The organism is Halomonas sp. FeN2 (genome assembly GCF_020595105.1).
Taxonomy (GTDB): domain Bacteria; phylum Pseudomonadota; class Gammaproteobacteria; order Pseudomonadales; family Halomonadaceae; genus Vreelandella; species Vreelandella neptunia.
Genome location: NZ_CP074200.1, coordinates 304,091 through 320,615, shown reverse-complemented (window position 1 = coordinate 320,615; position 16,525 = coordinate 304,091). Strand labels below are relative to the sequence as shown.

The window sequence follows — 16,525 nt, the reverse complement described above, 5'->3', positions numbered from 1 at the left end:
TGCGGAGAAGGCATTTATGCCTCAACAACGTAATTACGTAGGAACACCATGAGCGAAAGCTTTGCTGAGCTGTTTGAACAGTCTCTTAACGACATCAACATGGAGCCAGGCGCTATTGTCGCGGCCCAGGTTGTCGACATTGACGGTGACTGGGTTACTGTCAACGCTGGTCTGAAATCTGAAGGTCAGATCCCTGCGTCACAATTCCGCGATGAACACGGTAATCTGAACATCGCTATCGGTGACGACGTGCACGTTGCACTTGAAGCCGTAGAAGATGGTTTCGGTGAAACGCGTCTGTCTCGTGAAAAAGCCAAGCGTGCAGAAGCTTGGAAGATTCTTGAAGCAGCCTTCGAGAAAGACGAAATCATTAAGGGCGTTATTAACGGTAAGGTTAAAGGCGGCTTCACTGTTGAAGTTGACTCTATCCGTGCCTTCTTGCCGGGCTCGTTGGTTGACGTTCGTCCAGTTCGCGATACTGCGCACCTGGAAAACAAAGAGCTGGACTTTAAAGTCATCAAGCTCGATCCGAAGCGCAACAACGTTGTGGTATCACGTCGTGCGGTTCTGGAAGCAGAGAACAGTGCCGAGCGCGAAGCGCTGCTGGCAACTCTGCAAGAAGGTCAGCAGATCAAGGGTATCGTTAAGAACCTGACAGACTACGGCGCTTTCGTAGACCTGGGTGGTGTTGACGGCCTGCTGCACATTACAGACATGGCGTGGAAGCGTATTAAGCATCCGTCCGAGATCGTTGCCGTTGGCGATGAGATCAACGTCAAGGTTCTTAAGTTTGACCGTGAGCGTAACCGCGTTTCACTGGGTCTGAAGCAGTTGGGCGAAGATCCGTGGGTCAACATTAAAGAGCGTTATCCGGAAGGCATGAAAGTGCACGCGGTCGTCACTAACCTGACTGACTACGGCTGCTTTGCCGAGCTGGAAGAGGGTGTTGAAGGCCTGGTTCACGTTTCTGAAATGGACTGGACTAACAAAAACATCCATCCGTCTAAAGTCGTTCAAGTGGGCGATGATGTTGACGTCATGGTGTTGGATATCGACGAAGAGCGTCGTCGTATTTCTCTGGGTATCAAGCAGTGCACTGCTAACCCGTGGGAAACCTTCAACACTGACTACAACAAGGGTGACCGTGTTTCCGGTACCATCAAGTCAATTACTGACTTCGGTATCTTTATCGGCCTAGAAGGCGGTATCGACGGTCTGGTTCACTTGTCTGATATTTCTTGGACTGATACTGGCGAAGAAGCCGTACGCAGCTTTAAGAAAGGCGATGAAGCTGAAGCCGTTATCCTGTCTATTGATCCTGAGCGTGAGCGCATCTCGCTGGGCATCAAGCAGATGGATTCTGACCCCGTTGCTGAGTACCTCTCAGTCAACGATAAGGGCAGCATCGTAACGGGTCGCGTCATTGAAGTTGATGCTAAAGAAGCTCAAGTTGAATTGGCGACTGACGTTATTGCTGTGCTGAAGGCCTCTGAAATCAGTGCTGACCGCGTAGAAGACGCGCGCAATGTGCTGAATGAAGGCGACAGTGTAGAAGCTCGTATCGTAAGTGTTGATCGTAAGAGCCGTCAGATTAACCTGTCGGTAAAAGCGAAAGACCAAGACGATACGCGTCAGAACTTGAAGAAGATGCGTGAGCAAGAGCCGGAAACAGCGGGTGGCCCGACCACCATCGGTGACTTGATCAAGCAGCAGATGGGCCAAGACTAATTATCGATTAGTTGCTGGTTCGTAAAAAGCGCCGCCCTTATGGGCGGCGCTTTTGTTTGTAGTGGTTGAGCGATTGTAATTACTCAGCAGGAGGGTTTGCATAGTCGTCAGGGGTTATTAGATTTAAACTTTTTAAGCAGCAATTGAGTTTTAAAAAACGATTAGTAATTGAGTGAAAATCAACTAGACTGTTGTCAGTTACTCTTTTTACAGGAATAATGTCCCTGCATTCTGAACTAGTGGGTGCCAAGGTTGTCAATCAGCACCTAAGTTAGATCCCATTCAATTGAGCCCCATTCAGTTGGATACGCTATTAAAGGAACCCCGATGTCATTACTTAACGAATATATCCAAAAAGAACAGCAGCTAAAGCAGCTTCAAGAAGACTTGCAGCGCTTAGAAGGCGATCAGCGCCTCAAAAGTGAGTTGGAATTTAAGGCCAAACTTGAAGCGCTAATGACTGAGTTTGGCAAGCGTCCGGGCGATGTTATTGCCTTATTAGATCCTGCTGCTGACCAGCGTGGTACTAAAACCACGGCGAGTGGCAATGCCCGTCGTAAGCGCCGCCTGAAGATTTACAAGAACCCCAAAACAGGGGAAGTAATCGAAACTCGCGGTGGCAACCATAAAGGCCTGCGTAGCTGGAAAGACCAGTACGGTGATGAAACCGTCGAGTCCTGGTTGGAACGCATGGAAGACTAAGCTATCTAACAACCGGCATTTCTGTACAGAAATGCCGGTTTTTTATTATCATATGTTCTCAGCTATACCTCAGTGTCGTTATACCGCTAATAATCTATTAATGGGATGCGGAGTTCTAAATGGTTCGCTTTCCATAGTACCTGCGGAGGATGGCCGCTAACGTGGCAAGAATCCTTCCTATGAAGCAGATACATGATGGTATGCGTCAAGGCTTCATAAAGATCAGCTAAACTGTCAAAGCTTGTACTCGCGTAGTAATGGGTAGGAATATCGACACGACGGTAGCGAACAGGTAACGCAATGTCTTTGGCATTGTCCGTATCCGCTAGGTATAGACCAATGTCGGTTCGGTTAGAGTGAAAAAAATCACTATTAAGTGCATTAACCCTATTTGCGAGTATGTCGGGCAGCGCGATGATGGTCGTTGATAGCCGCAGCCGCCCCTGTAAGCACGCTAGTTGAACATTGTGATGGCTGGCGTCCCCTAGCCCCTTAATATGTTCAGGAGCTTTGTATAGGCGCATCAGGAGCATTTGGCGATCAGCGGTTTTTTCGATGCGGGTGTTAAAGCCATGCTGTAGCATCGGAGGCTGAAAAGCGGTTTTCAGCGTTAGCCGGAAATTGCGCGGGCTGAACTGATAGCGCCGTTGGAATGCCCGTGAAAAAGATGAGTGGTTATAGTACCCGCAGCGTTTCGCAATTTGCGCTATATTGAGAGGAGTAAGCGCAAGCAACACCGCCGCGCGCTCGAGCCGCCTTTTTTCACGATAGGCGCTAGGTGAAATGTGGAAGCTTTGGCGAAATTGGCGCCGAACTTGAGAAGACGAATACCCTATGTGATTAGCAAGGTCTTCGATACCGAGTGGCTTATCGAGTGTATCCTGCAGCCAGATCTCAGCTCGTGTCATCGCGTTGAACATTATCTGGCCTCTCATGCGTGAATCGTACAGGTCGTGCTTATCTCGCCTGTAGTGCACTCTCCCAGTGCGTTAGTGTTGGTAACCTAGCTGAAGAGAAAAATTTCAGCCTACGGATGAGAGTTGAATCTCTATTCAGGCTACTTGTAGGTAATGTTGATGCGAAGCATCGATTTAATGAGTTGTCGCTGACTGTGCCGTGTTTGATAAATGTGCTTGTTACCCTCATATACTTGTTAATGATGCCTTTATGCTGGCAACTGGGTAGCAAAGGCAAGTTTGCTCGTTATCTTTACGCGTTTGTGCACAGTTTTTGCCAAAAAAAGCTATGTTGGCAATCATTTCGACCATTTCAAGCAAGGTGTAAATGAAACATCGATGAAATATCAAAAGGTTCAAAAGCCGATAGATGAGCGTGAGAAGCTGCGTAAGTTTCGTGAGTTAGACGATGCCTTTGCGCAGGCTTTACGCCAATTAGATGATCCAGAAAGTGATTTTGATATACCGACAGGTCCGCCGGTACGTTCGCTTGCGGCATTGGAACAGGAAGATGTAGAGACCCAGCAGAAGGAGCAACAACAAGAGCAGGAGCGTATTTTTAAACAGCGCTTTGAAGCTTTGCTGCGCGAGTATGGTGTGGGGCATGACGATCTGGCCGAGCTGATCGAAGTATTGCTTGGCTATGGGGTATGGCAGCAGGATGTAGTGCCTGTAGCTAGCGCCTCTAAAACATCGTAGAAGACTCTGCAGGCGCTCTTACGCTAACGGTAACGATAAACCCTCAAACTGGGTAGAAATACATCCTGCTCTAGTTTCTCATCGCGTCTCCTTGCCCGTGTGCGGGTAGTGGGAGGCTGTGGCGTCGGCAAGTTAATGTGGGGCAGTCGCTGGTTATTGTCAGGCACAAAAATAGGCATAGCGGCATTCAGCGCCCGCCGCGTATGTCCATCGTCGAGGGGTTCGGTAAAAAACAGGTTTGCCCGCATCAGCGGGGCCTGAGTTTGTACCTGGGCAAGCACTTCGCCGCTTGGGATACCGGATAGCTTGCGTAGCTGAATACGAATATGCGGCGCATCAGTATCAAGCTGCAAAAGCTTATGTTCAGCTTCTTGCACTGACAGGCGTTTAATCGAGCGGCCGCTACTGTACCAAGCAAATCTAACGCGTGAGACAGGCGCTTGTGCGATAGGTAGCTGTCGCCAGCTCTGTTTAAGATGTAAACGGGCAAGCCCATTACGGCGTAACACTTCATCAACGTGAGGGTGGCGTTGTGGCAAGCGGCTTTTTGCATCGCTAAGTGCTTGTGGGAATGCCTGTTTAATATGCTGTAGTAGGTCACTAAAATTGGCTTTGGCTTGATTGACAGCGCCTATCGCCGTTAACAGCTCATCATTCGCGGCCACTACGGCAATATAGTTGCGCGTCTCACGACCATCTTGATCCTGCTCATGCCACATATCGAACAGGGCTTTACGCAACCAGTCAGGATACGGCGTTGTTTGATGGAAGACCCACGTTGCCGGTAGCTGCTGTTCGTATAGTGAAGCGGCGGTTTCAATTGTTGCGAGTAACTGATCAAACTGCTGCTCCAATTGAAGCAGCAGATGATAGGCCGAAGGCGATGAGGGGTTAGCGTTTATCTCGGCCATAGTTAGTATTAGTGCTCGTTAGGTCAGTTTTCGTAAAAACTAGGTCAGTGGTGCATCTTTGTCGGCTTGCGCCAGTAAGGTTTCTATATCGGCTTCATCCATAGCGGATTCACCCGATATGCGATGTGACTCATCGGCCCAGGCACCCAAATCTAATAGTTGGCAACGCTTACTGCAGAAAGGGCGGTAAGTGCTTTCTGGTAACCAGGGCACGCTCTTGGCGCACTGCGGGCAATTAACTTCTAGCGGGGAATCGTTTGCAGGGCGAGCCATAAAAAACTCCAGTTGCATTAACAAGCGCGGTATTTCAGTAGCTAAGCTGTTGACGGTAGCGTTCATCCAGCCGTGCCACTTGTTCCTTCATACTGGCGTGGTCACCGCTGTTATCGATCACGTCATCTGCTTTGGCTAGCCGTTGTTCGCGGGAAAGTTGGGCGGCGAGAATAGCACGCACCTGGCTTTCACTCACCCCATCACGCTGTAGGGTTCTCGATAATTGTAGCGCTTGGGGCACATCGACAACCACTGTGCGGTTCACGAGCGCATCTTGACCCGTCTCAAACAGTAGCGGTGACACAAGCAGCACGTAAGGCGCTCCCTGAGCTTTGAACCGCTCTAAATGCTGCACTAGCCGCTCCCTTATTTTGGGGTGTGTGATAGATTCTAGCCACTGGCGTTGTTCTGGATCATTAAAAACAATCTCGCGTAGGGCGGCGCGGTTAAGCGTGCCATCCTGGTGCATGACCTGATCACCGAAGCGACTTTGAATGGCTAGCAGTGCCGGCTCCTTAGGTAAGACTATTTCCCTGGCAACATCATCGGCATCGACCCAGGCGGCGCCGAGTGCTTCAAAAGCGCGAGCGACGGTCGATTTACCTGACCCGATGCCACCCGTTAATCCGATAATCATCTGCTGCCTCATATAGCTAAAGTTTATAGGGCCACGTTTCGCATGGCTCAATTTTACATAAGCAGGTTGAGATACATTGCCATTATTTCATCACCGACTAGCAACCCCACCCAGCCAGCGAGAGCGAGAAAAGGGCCAAAGGGTAGCGGTGTGCCACGAAGGCGAGGCGAGTAGGCCTGGACAACTAGCCCAACAATGGCCCCAAGCCCTGCGGAAAGTATCAAAATCAGCGGTAAAAAACTCCACCCCAGCCAGGCGCCTAGCGCTGCTAGAAGCTTAAAGTCACCATAGCCCATCCCCTCTTTGCCTGTGACCAGTTTGAATAGCCAATAGAAGCTCCACAGAGAAAGGTAGCCTACCATGGCGCCGATAACGGCACTCGGCAGCATAAGTGGCTGGAAGAGGAGCTGAAAGAGTAACCCTGCCCACAGCAAGGGTAGGGTGATGACGTCGGGTAGTAGCTGGGTGCGAAAGTCGATCACGGCGAGCACTAACAGCATTAGGCAGGCACCGTAAACGAAGATTGACTCTACCGTAAGACCGTGGAGCGCTAGCACTGCTATGGCCAGCAAGCCACCGGCTATTTCTACCAGTGGGTATTGAATGCTAATAGGCGTTTGGCACACAGCACAGCGTCCACGGCGCTTTATCCAGCCGATCAGCGGAAGGTTGTCGTGCCATGCAATAGGGGCTTCACAGCGTGGGCACATGGAGCCGGGTGTGGCTAAGTTAAAGCGCGGTGAGTGCTCGGCGCTAAGCTCAAGTGCTTCGCGGGCTTCATTACGCCAGCCACGCATCAGCATCACCGGCAGACGCGTAATCACCACATTGAGAAAACTGCCCAGGCATAGTCCCATCAATAAAACGATTAACCACAGAGTAAACGGAGGGTGATGCATGGAGCTCCTTAGGCTTCTTGAAATTAGCGTTGTTTAAGCATTTGACGATTAGAGGGCAGAGCCCAAGTCGAAGATGGGTAAGTACATAGAGACAACCACACCGCCGACGAGCACGCCAAGTACGACAATAATAACCGGCTCCATCAGCGAGGTGAGGGCATCGACCTTATTGTCGACTTCTTCTTCGTAGTAATCGGCGACGCGATTGAGCATGGCATCCAGCGACCCCGCCTCTTCACCGATACTGACCATTTGAATCGCCAAGGGGGGGAAACGGTTGGTCATTCGCATGGCGAAGTGTAGCTGTTGCCCGGTGGCTACGTCCTGGCGCGTTTGTACCACCGCCCGTTCGTACACTTTATTGCCGGTGGCACCCGCGGCGGTATCTAGGCCTTCAACGAGCGGTACGCCGGAGGCAAAGGTAGTCGCTAAGGTACGCGAAAAGCGGGCGATGGCGGATTTATGCATAATATCGCCAATGACCGGTAACCGAAGCAGCAAAGCGTGCATGCGGTAGGCGACATTAGGCGAGCGCTGAATGCTTATTCTGAGTAGTAGGACGGCAGCAATCACCACGCCGAGCGCCGCTAGCCAATACCGCTGGGCAAGCTCGGATAAATTCACGGTCAACTGGGTCAGTGCGGGAAGCTCTGCACCAAAGCTCTGGAACATGCTTTCAAATTCAGGCACCACTTTAATCAACAGCAACATGGTCACCGCAATGCCAATCGTCATGACGGCGGTGGGGTACCAGAGTGCTTTCTTAACCCGCGCCTTTAGCGACTCAACCTTCTCTTTGTAAGTCGCAATACGATCGAGCATTTGATCCAGCGCACCTGACTGCTCGCCAGCGCTGACCAGGTTAACAAACAGCCGATCAAAGTGTTTGGGGTGACGGCTCAATGCATCAGAGAAGCTGGAGCCCGACGATACATCACTCATCAGATGTTGAATCAAGGCAACCATGGCAGGCTTTTTGAGGCTCTCGGCCACCACCTGAAGTGCCTGTAGCAAGGGAATACCGGCGCGAATCATGGTGGCCATTTGGCGTGCAAAGACCATGATGTCGTTGGGATTAATTCGGCCGCTGCCGCCTAGGTTGCCTTTTTTACTAATCCGGCCGATAACGATGTTTTGCTTGGTCAGCTCAGCGGCTACTTCTGCTTTACTGCGGCCAATCATTTCTCCGCTTAGCGTTCTATCCTGGGGGCCTTTACCGCTCCATTTCCAGCGCGCTAGCTTGATGGCGGGCGTTTGGCGTCGACGTGCCGTTTTAGCCATGCCTTACTCCTTGCTCACACGGTTAATCTCTTCCAGGCTGGTAATGCCCTGCATGACTTTCAGTAATCCACTGCGGTGAAGGCTTGGATAGCCCTCCTTGCGCACCTGTTGATCAATATCTAAGGCGTTGGCATCACGCATAATCAGTTGACGCATCGCTTCGGTAATCGGCACTACCTCATAAATGCCAATTCGACCTTTATACCCGTGGGTACAGTGCTTGCAACCTACCGGTTTGTAGATAGTTGCCTGATGGATTTCTTCGCTGCTAAAGCCTTCTTTGCGCAGCGCCTCGTGGGGAATATCAATGGGCTCTTTGCAGTGTGTGCATAGTTTGCGAGCCAGGCGCTGAGCAATAATCAAACTAACGGCGCTGGCGATGTTAAACGACGAGACGCCCATATTCGCTAGGCGAGTCAGTGTTTCAGCCGCCGAGTTGGTATGCACCGTGGAGAGTACCAAGTGGCCTGTTTGGGCAGCTTTAACGGCAATTTCGGCGGTTTCCAGGTCACGAATCTCGCCTACCATGACGACGTCCGGGTCTTGGCGTAGAAACGCCCTTAGCGCACTGGCAAAATCGAGGCCGATCTTAGGTAATACGTTCACCTGATTGATACCCGCAACTTTGATCTCAACCGGGTCTTCGGCGGTGCAGATATTACGTTCCACTTTATTAAGAATATTAATGCCGGTATACAGCGAAACGGTTTTACCACTGCCGGTAGGGCCGGTGACCAGAATCATACCTTGGGGTTGTTTTAATGCGTGCTCATAATGGCCCCGTTGGTCGTCGGTAAAGCCCAGTTGCTCAATACCTAGCTGCACTGCGGTAGGGTCTAATATCCGCAGCACCAACTTTTCCCCATAGACGGTAGGCAATGAGTTAACCCGGAAATCGAGGGAGCGTGTGCGGGAAAGCTTGAGCTTGATCGAGCCATCTTGGGGTAAGCGACGTTCCGAGATATCCAGGCGGGCCATGATTTTCAGTCGTGCCGCGATACGGTTGCGCATGGCAAAGGGCGGTCGTGCCACTTCTATGAGCATTCCATCAACGCGAAAGCGTACCCGGTAAAGCGTTTCGTAGGGCTCAAAATGGATATCAGAGGCGCCTCTGCGAATCGCGTCTAACAGAATTTTATTCACAAACTTAACAATGGGCGCGTCTTCACTATTTTGAGAAGATTCTTCCAGCGGAACTTCGTTACCATCGTTATTTTGCACTACGCTCAGCGAATTAACCGCATCATCCAGCTCATCCAACTGATCAAGCATGCCACGCTCGTTTTGCGCAAGGTAACTGTTGAGCGCGACCGTGATTTGATCAACGGGAGCGAGGATGCCTTCAACGCTAAGGCCGGTCGCAAACTGCAATTCATCTAGTTGCGTCAAAGTGGCGGGGTAAGGCACTGCGACAGTCAGGCGATGGCCGTGACGCGCTAATGGCAGAACGTTAAGGCTCTGCAGTACTTTGATGGGATAGTCCGAAGCGGGGGGTAGTGACGAGAGCCGCACTGCCTCCAGGTTTATGACTGGAAGCCCATACTCCCAGCCAGCTGCCAGTGTGGCTTTGTTAGGTTCGACCAGGCCGCTTTCTATTACATGCTGAAGTAACGATATTTCCAAGTCCGACGCGGTGCTTTCCGCCGTGGCGGCTTGAGCGTCTGTCAGCAAGCCGTGCTTAACCAAGCGCTGGGCGATACCGCGCAAGCCACCACGCGCAGCGGCGTGGCTTAAAGTCGACTCGAAGGGGGGCTGGTTCATCAAAAAACCTGTTTTAAATCAGTGTAGGCGTGTTACTTGTACCATAAACTAGCGTTTATAGGCATTAAATGGCTAATGCTGTTAAGTCACTAAAGTAGCATGCAACTGAGCCGATAGCTTTAATACAGCGTATTGTAAAAAAAGGCTGCGTAAGCTAGTGTAACCACTATTATTTCTAATTCTTTTTAAGGATTTCAGATCCTTAAAAAGGCTGACCCTACCCCCACCGGAGATGCCTTCATGCAGAATGCTGCACAACCTAATGCACCGAGCACCAAGCAAGGCGGTTTCACGTTGATTGAGCTGATGATCGTCGTGGCGATTATTGGTGTGTTGGCTTCTATTGCCATACCCCAATATCAGAATTACGTGGGCCGTGCGCAAGCTGCAGAGGCTTTTACTGCTACAGCAGGTTTGAGAGCTGATATCGGTTTATATTTTTCTGAGAATGGAAACTTCGTAGGCTATCAAACTGTAAATGGAACCCCTTCTTACATCTCCAATACAGCAGGTCAAATTGGTGGTCAGTACATCAGTAATGTGACCCTCAATGGACAAGCGAGCGGTGGGTTCACAGTTACATTTGATAATGGTGTTCATAGCGGTTCTTCAATGATAATTCAGCCACTAATTAGCAGTGGGACTACTAATGACGCAGTAGCAACTGCTTCCACAAACGGTGGGCAAATTACTGGATGGCGTTGTAGTAGTAGCAGTACTCCTCCCATCGACAATACTTATCTTCCTTCAGCTTGCCGTCCTTAACTCTTTACTTATTTTTCAAAAGGGCCTTCGGGCCCTTTTTTGATTTCCATAATCCCTACTCATTTGATCGCTACACTGTAAGCTCTGACCTTAAGCGAGGAGCTTACAGTGAAGCCCATCAAACTGATTGCTATGAGTGCGCTTGGCGCGCTGCTACTCAATAGCACTGCCTTTGCCCAGCCTGATCATGCGCCGGCCCACGGTGCCCGTGATAAGGGCCAGCACCAGCAGCATGAATCTAACCGCCCTAGTTACTCCCGTGATGAGCGGGTTGATTTACCACGCATTAATGAACGTGAGCTACGCCAACTGTTGCGTCGGCATGACGCACCGCGAGCCGAATCGTTGCCGCCAGGTATTCAGCGTAACCTTGAGCGTGGCAAACCCTTACCCCCGGGTATCGCCAAGCGTTTTGACGGCCAGTTAGCATCTCAATTGCCGCATTACCCAGGCTATGAGTGGGAGCGTGTTGGTGCCGATGTGGTGCTAATTGAAGCCGCCACGCGCATCGTGGTGGATGTGCTGGTGGACGTATTACGCTAGCTGTTGCAAGCGAAAGTCGGTTTGACTCGAAAATTACATCTCGGCGGCTTATGGTAGAGGCTCACAGCCTCATCGCGTTCAAAAGGGAGATTCAATGAGCGACCACACGCTAGCCGCACGTCTTGAAATTACTATCGCTATTGCCGAAGAAGCCGGGCAGATGATCATTAAGGCGCGGGAGCAGCAGGACTTTGCCCAGCGCTTAAAAAAAGACAATGAGCTGGTCACCGATGTAGATGTGGCCGTTGACAAGCTTATTAGTCAGCGCCTGGAGGAGCACTTTCCAGGTGAAGCGCGGCTGAGTGAAGAGCTCGCCCCAGAAAGCGCTTTGCATGAAGCGGCGCCAAAGCTGTGGGTGGTGGATCCGATTGATGGCACGGTGAATTTTGCCCAGGGACTGCGCCACGTAGCGGTTTCCATCGGCTGGATGGAAAAGGGCGTCGCCAAAGTGGGCGTTGTGCATGCACCGTTTTTAGGCGAGACCTTTAGCGCTGCCGAAGGTGCTGGTGCTTTTTGTAACGGCAAACCCATACAGCCTAGTAGTGCAGACTCACTGGCTCACACCTTGGTGGGGACAGGTTTTCCCTATCGTAAAGAGGAGCGTAAGCAACTTTTGAAGCGCTTGGAAGCTGTGCTGTTTGAGTGCCAAGACGTACGTCGTAATGGCGCAGCAGCGCTCGATTTATGCGATGTAGCCTGCGGTCGCCTGGATGCGTACTACGAAAGTGTTTCGCCCTGGGATTTTGTTGCAGGCTGGGTTATTGCTCGGGAAGCTGGCGCGCGAGTAGGGCACTTATACCCTGTGCCCCCAGCGGTACCAGAAGACCTTTATCCAGACCATTTAATCGTAACGGCCCCGGGTGTATATGACGCCATGGCCTATCTGTTGCTCGAGGCTGATCAACGCAAGCCATAAAGGCTGATGAGATTTATAGCGGTGTGTGACAAATACTTGAAAAGAAAGCGCTATAAGGGCTTTTCATTTATCCAAGAAACCGCTAGTATACGCACCGTCTTGAGGCAAAGATGTAGCGGCCAATAAAGACAGCGGAGCGTGGCGCAGCTTGGTAGCGCGTTGCAATGGGGTTGCAAAGGTCGCAGGTTCGAATCCTGTCGCTCCGACCAAGAATATATAAAACGGTCACTTAGCTAATTGCTACAGTGGCCGTTTTTGTTTGTGAGAGTTTCAGGAGGCCTCTGGTAAGCTGCGCTCATCGCGTTAATCAGAACTACTCTAGACGGATCCCGTCTTGATGCCTCCAACGATATCGTTCAGTTGACGCTGCTTAAATCGCATCTCGCCAAAACTGCACCGACGTTTCTGACACTATGCCCTGCTGAGTACCAATATCTATGACGGCTTGCTGAAAAGCCCGAGCAAGCTCTGGCGCATGGCACAACGCTAACGAACGGATCATACGCGTAATGCGCAGATGATTATGGCCACCCGCTTTCAACCAAATGTGCGTTTGGATCGAGAGGTCGGGCTGTGCTGTGATGGTGTGGTCTTCGCGTTCCAGTCCAAAAAAGTCCAGCATCACGTCCAGCGAGCGCTGCTGGTGTTGGCGTAATAACGCATCTTTCGCAAACACCGCTTGCACATCGAGTGTGAGCAGAGGAGCAAAGGCGTTAAAGCGGCCCATTTCAGGAATAGGAAACAGCCACTGAATATAGTCGTGGGTGTGTTCCAGCCAGAAAGAGGGGAGTTCCCAGATGTCTTCGAGTCGACGACCTTTATGATCGTGGCCTTCCCCGCGGTAAAATGCGATTAAACGCTCATCATTGCCCATTATGCTCCCCGCACTAACGGTTCATCGAGTCCATGTAGCACCATTTCGCGTGCGTGGCGTTCGGTGTCTGGGTCAATTTGGGCATCAATTTGTTCTAATGCACGGACATAAGCTGTGGGTAATCCGTGTTCTCGTGCGCCTGCTAACACATGGTGCTTGTACCATGTATAGGGCTGCATGCCAGTAGCGGTGAGCTTGCCAACATACGCCTGTACTTCAAGCTGCCCGTCACCAACCAGGTCGGTCACCGTCAGCCAGGTTTCATCGTAAGCAGCGTTGAGCCCTTCATAACGATCCAGCGTCACCTTATGGTGCGAAGCCACTTCCCAGACGACGCCGTAGACAGCCGACTGCTCAGATGCCGTTACAATATCGCATTTGCCAGAGCCGTCACCGCCTTGCTGATGAAAGGCTAGGCGATACGCGGGCAGAAGGGCGGTGGTCACAAAGCGCGCTGGGATCCTTGCAGCTAAGCGCTGGGTAGACATATTCGAGCCATAAGCAAAACAGAGCACCGTTATCTCCTTTTCAATATGTTGGCTTCCATGAACAAGACTTTAATAGGTTTCTTGCGCGACCAGTGTGCTTTGGTAATGCGCGAGTACCTGCTCTGCATTCGCTTTTAGCGTTTCTCGCCACGCCGCAGGAGCCCGTACGTTGATATTGGCGCCCATGGCCATCAGCCACCACAGCGTTTGTTGGTCATCGGGCACCTCGGCTTCTAGTTGTTGCCAGTTGCTGTCGGACAGTGGTGTCAGCCGCTGAGTTTCAGACAGTGGGGTCTCACTGAGTAGCCACGCAACTTGTGGCGCTACATGGGCGACAAGTGTGACGGGGGCTTGGCCTTGCAAATAGCCGAACGCTCCACCCGCTATGTAATTGTCTAAGTCAAATCCTTGCAAAGGTCGCCAGGTCGCTTTACTTAGAGCGGCTGTTTCAATGCGGTGCATGGCGAACTGACGAATATCGTCATAGTCGTCCACTGTCGCAAGTAAATAGGTCACGCTGTGTCGGCTGACTAGCCCTTGAGGATGAAGGGTGAAGTGCTTTTTCGTTTTGGACGTGCGTGACAAGTACACGACATCCACCGGTTTTTGCTCTAGCAGGGCTTGAGAGACGATTTGCCACGTCATTTCATTAAGTGACGCGGGGATAAGCGCTTTGCCATTGGGGATGGCACGAACTTTCCGAGCCCATTGGCTCAAGCCGTTGGAATTCATCTCATCCAGCAACCGCCTCGCATCCGTAAAGTGCGGCGATAATTGCCCAACGACCACAGGGGGCAGTAATCCTTTTAAATACTCTTCGGCAAGTACCAGCGTCAGCGCGCTCGGCACATCCAGTGCGGGCAGCTGACACTGAAAGTCGCGATCGAAATACCACTGATAGGGCTTCTGACTATCATCACACCCGATGGGAAACTGCGTCGAGAGTTTTTGGCTCAAATCCCGCTGTAACGACCTAGTATCAATATTAAACCCGCGTTCAGCGAGTTTTTCTTTCAAGATAGGAGTCGACATTTTCTTAGGATAACGGGGAATGAGTTGCAGAAGCGTCAAGTAGCGAAAAAGTGTATCGCGCGTATCAGACATAGTGACGCTAATCCTGGCTATAGGAATGAAAGCAGTAAGTTTATCGTGCCTCACAAAACTTAGCGACTCTCTCGGGCAGCGCATCGGGTTCCCGAGCAATCAAATGAGCTCGGCGTCGCCAAAGTCCAGTCATGCGCTGGTTTGGGGTGGCGTGGGGGAGGTGCCCCCATAGTGCGGCAGGGTGAATGTCGAGAGGCATTTCAATTGACGTGTTTGGGTGTCCTTCAAGCCATCGATACACCTCCAAAGCGCCGCGGCCAACGCATACGGGAAATAGCAGTGCATTCAAAGGCAGGGGTAAGCCGAGAGCCAACAGCAGGGCGTTGACTTCATGGTCACACGCAAGGTGCCAACGATGCCGGTTAGCTACTAGAGGAGCGGTTAAATGGCCTGCCACGCAATGCCAAATTAGGTGGGCATGTAAAAAGCGCCGAGATTCATCGGAGAGAGTGGCGCTATAACAGGGACAAAAATAGAGATGCCGGCCATCCGTACTCGCCGTGGCTATTTGCTCCTGCAAAACAGGGGTTAAAATTAAAAATTCGCTGAGCAACTCCATAACAGGCAGTGTTTCTGCCCAATAGGCGCGATCCGCCTGCCACTTCGCCAACTCTTGCTGTGCATCCGCCGTTGCTGAAGATGAACGTACCAACGTATCCATAGCATGCCTTTCCTCAAGGGTGAGGTGTCATAAGCTACGTTAGAGGTGCGACAACGTAGGTCGCATAAATACGAGGTATACCTATGACTGCTCTGTTAACCAAACGTTAATGAAGTAATGTGCTTCCGGTGATGGGGGCGCGTTACGTACCCCGCGTGCCTCGCTTAGCTTCCAACGCTGGCCTTGGGGCGTGATGGCAACGGTTACTGGCTCAGGTTGCTGTAGGTGATAGATAGCGACTTGTCCGTTGGCGACGGCGCTGCTGTAACTGCCTACGCAGTGCCGCATGCGCTCTCCCTCCAAGAGTAAATCCTGCCAAGAGGTAATGGCGGCGATTGACGTTGTATTAGGCAAGGGCGGCGTAGGGTAGGGGCCATGGTGTTGGTGCAGTTCAGTGGCGCTACTTTGAAGATTGTCCGCGGTTGCGTGGGCATTAAAAACATTCACTAACTGGTCATGCAGGGCCTGAAAGGCCGCCAATGAGGAAACGGGGTAAAGGGCTTCAGTCCTTGTAGCTAACATGCGTTGGGTATCCACCAGCATCGCTTTAAGCCAAGCACTACCACGGTAATGGGGAGCAGGGCGTAGCGCCTCGTTAATAAGCGTAAGCAATCCCGGCCAACGCGCGCCCTCATAATTGGCTAAAAAGATAAGGTGCCTGGCGTGAACATAAGGTTGATGACGCAAAAACTCGCTGTTATCGGGATTATTTAACGCCCTTTTAAGCGGAAAGAGTTCGCGCCGAATCACCGGGCCAAGCTGGCAGCGACGCAGCAGCTTGGCACTTGATCGCGTTGCGGGTAAACCTGCAACTGCACATAGCGTTGATTGCTTGTGGTGAAGTAATGCCGCGAAGGTGTCCGCTGACCACCTTTCTTGTGCCCCCTTTTCTACCAGCAGTATTAGCAGTAGTGGCGATGACACTGCCATGTCGAGGGCAGCGTCTAGCCGGCCCGTAACCTGTGCTATTTCCACGCCTAAAAAAGGCACCGCATTAATAACCTCAATTAGTGCGTCGGGCATACCCTGCGTTAGTACCTCACCATGGGTAGCCATAAGCACCTCCCAGCTAATGCCCGGGGGCTCCAAAAACGTACCCGTCGCTAAGTGTGCGCCCTCTGCCTCACTGATCCAAGAAAATGGTGCGTCCGTCTGCCAGGGGAGAAGCCGCACAACCATTTGATAGCCGACGACAGAGGATAAATCGAGCGAGACGCTGTTATCTGCAGGTGAAGGCTCACTGGCCCAAATGTGTCGGGCAAAGCGGGCTATCCAGGTAGCGAAGTTTGCTGTAAGTGATTTGGTTTGCAAAGGGGGCATTAGTTAG

The 16,525-nt window shown here is 51.5% G+C and carries 18 protein-coding genes and 1 tRNA gene; 7 read left to right on the top strand and 12 right to left on the bottom strand.

The window, feature by feature from the left end; genetic code table 11:
* The first annotated feature begins 48 nt into the window (after positions 1-48).
* Both rpsA and KF947_RS01535 read left to right on the top strand, forming a co-directional pair.
* Positions 49-1,728 (top strand): 30S ribosomal protein S1, encoded by a 1,680-nt coding sequence (gene rpsA / locus KF947_RS01540; RefSeq protein WP_008957327.1) that lies wholly within the window; start codon positions 49-51, stop codon positions 1,726-1,728.
* Between the two features lie 327 nt (positions 1,729-2,055).
* Positions 2,056-2,430 (top strand): histone-like nucleoid-structuring protein, MvaT/MvaU family, encoded by a 375-nt coding sequence (locus KF947_RS01535; RefSeq protein WP_133732406.1) that lies wholly within the window; start codon positions 2,056-2,058, stop codon positions 2,428-2,430.
* An 86-nt stretch (positions 2,431-2,516) separates the two neighbouring features.
* Here the strand turns inward: KF947_RS01535 and KF947_RS01530 are convergent, their stop codons facing one another.
* Positions 2,517-3,350 carry a helix-turn-helix transcriptional regulator gene (locus tag KF947_RS01530; protein ID WP_227405262.1) on the bottom strand — a complete coding sequence of 278 codons (834 nt, stop codon included), beginning with the start codon at positions 3,348-3,350 and terminating at the stop codon, positions 2,517-2,519.
* A 276-nt stretch (positions 3,351-3,626) separates the two neighbouring features.
* On the opposite strand from KF947_RS01530, the gene KF947_RS01525 reads away from it, so the two are divergent.
* On the top strand, positions 3,627-4,085 hold the full coding sequence (locus KF947_RS01525; protein WP_319796387.1) for a hypothetical protein: 459 nt from the start codon (positions 3,627-3,629) through the stop codon (positions 4,083-4,085).
* A 23-nt stretch (positions 4,086-4,108) separates the two neighbouring features.
* On the opposite strand, the gene KF947_RS01520 is transcribed toward KF947_RS01525, so the two are convergent.
* Genes KF947_RS01520 through pilB form a run of 6 tightly spaced genes read right to left on the bottom strand, consistent with a single transcriptional unit; the run spans position 4,109 to position 9,847 of the window.
* Positions 4,109-4,996 (bottom strand): DNA replication terminus site-binding protein, encoded by an 888-nt coding sequence (locus KF947_RS01520; protein WP_133732408.1) that lies wholly within the window; start codon positions 4,994-4,996, stop codon positions 4,109-4,111.
* Positions 4,997-5,035: 39 nt separating this feature from the next.
* Positions 5,036-5,269 carry a DNA gyrase inhibitor YacG gene (gene yacG / locus KF947_RS01515; RefSeq protein WP_133732409.1) on the bottom strand — a complete coding sequence of 78 codons (234 nt, stop codon included), beginning with the start codon at positions 5,267-5,269 and terminating at the stop codon, positions 5,036-5,038.
* A gap of 34 nt (positions 5,270-5,303) precedes the next feature.
* A complete protein-coding gene (gene coaE, locus KF947_RS01510; protein ID WP_133732410.1) occupies positions 5,304-5,906 on the bottom strand; it encodes a dephospho-CoA kinase in 603 nt (200 codons plus the stop codon).
* 53 nt (positions 5,907-5,959) lie between these two features.
* The gene (locus KF947_RS01505) at positions 5,960-6,805 is read right to left on the bottom strand and encodes a prepilin peptidase (RefSeq protein ID WP_223288146.1); all 846 of its coding nucleotides are present in this window, start codon (positions 6,803-6,805) and stop codon (positions 5,960-5,962) included.
* A gap of 48 nt (positions 6,806-6,853) precedes the next feature.
* On the bottom strand, positions 6,854-8,086 hold the full coding sequence (locus KF947_RS01500) for a type II secretion system F family protein (RefSeq protein WP_227405261.1): 1,233 nt from the start codon (positions 8,084-8,086) through the stop codon (positions 6,854-6,856).
* 3 nt (positions 8,087-8,089) lie between these two features.
* Entirely contained in the window at positions 8,090-9,847 is a 1,758-nt protein-coding gene (gene pilB / locus KF947_RS01495; protein ID WP_227405260.1) for a type IV-A pilus assembly ATPase PilB, read from the bottom strand.
* Positions 9,848-10,087: 240 nt separating this feature from the next.
* Between pilB and KF947_RS01485 the strand changes: the two genes are divergently transcribed.
* The 4 genes from KF947_RS01485 to KF947_RS01470 all read left to right on the top strand — a co-directional run bounded on the left by KF947_RS01485 (position 10,088) and on the right by KF947_RS01470 (position 12,280).
* Positions 10,088-10,612, top strand: coding sequence for a pilin (locus tag KF947_RS01485; protein WP_287018540.1), 525 nt, complete (start codon positions 10,088-10,090; stop codon positions 10,610-10,612).
* A 108-nt stretch (positions 10,613-10,720) separates the two neighbouring features.
* Entirely contained in the window at positions 10,721-11,155 is a 435-nt protein-coding gene (locus KF947_RS01480; RefSeq protein ID WP_227405259.1) for an anti-virulence regulator CigR family protein, read from the top strand.
* Between the two features lie 94 nt (positions 11,156-11,249).
* A complete protein-coding gene (locus KF947_RS01475; protein ID WP_227405258.1) occupies positions 11,250-12,071 on the top strand; it encodes an inositol monophosphatase family protein in 822 nt (273 codons plus the stop codon).
* A gap of 132 nt (positions 12,072-12,203) precedes the next feature.
* A tRNA-Pro gene (locus KF947_RS01470) sits at positions 12,204-12,280 on the top strand.
* A 161-nt stretch (positions 12,281-12,441) separates the two neighbouring features.
* Here the strand turns inward: KF947_RS01470 and KF947_RS01465 are convergent.
* The 5 genes from KF947_RS01465 to KF947_RS01445 all read right to left on the bottom strand — a co-directional run bounded on the left by KF947_RS01465 (position 12,442) and on the right by KF947_RS01445 (position 16,254).
* On the bottom strand, positions 12,442-12,945 hold the full coding sequence (locus tag KF947_RS01465) for an opioid growth factor receptor-related protein (RefSeq protein WP_133732417.1): 504 nt from the start codon (positions 12,943-12,945) through the stop codon (positions 12,442-12,444).
* On the bottom strand, positions 12,945-13,460 hold the full coding sequence (locus KF947_RS01460; RefSeq protein WP_227405257.1) for a gamma-glutamylcyclotransferase family protein: 516 nt from the start codon (positions 13,458-13,460) through the stop codon (positions 12,945-12,947). Before KF947_RS01460 ends, KF947_RS01465 begins: the two co-directional genes overlap by 1 nt.
* Before the next feature lie 42 nt (positions 13,461-13,502).
* Complete coding sequence (locus KF947_RS01455; protein ID WP_227405256.1) at positions 13,503-14,537, bottom strand: helix-turn-helix transcriptional regulator; 1,035 nt, start codon at positions 14,535-14,537, stop codon at positions 13,503-13,505.
* Between the two features lie 40 nt (positions 14,538-14,577).
* Positions 14,578-15,198, bottom strand: a complete 621-nt coding sequence (locus KF947_RS01450; RefSeq protein ID WP_227405255.1) for a DUF2201 family putative metallopeptidase — start codon at positions 15,196-15,198, stop codon at positions 14,578-14,580.
* A gap of 81 nt (positions 15,199-15,279) precedes the next feature.
* Entirely contained in the window at positions 15,280-16,254 is a 975-nt protein-coding gene (locus KF947_RS01445) for a PcfJ domain-containing protein (RefSeq protein ID WP_227405254.1), read from the bottom strand.
* Positions 16,255-16,525: the final 271 nt, after the last annotated feature.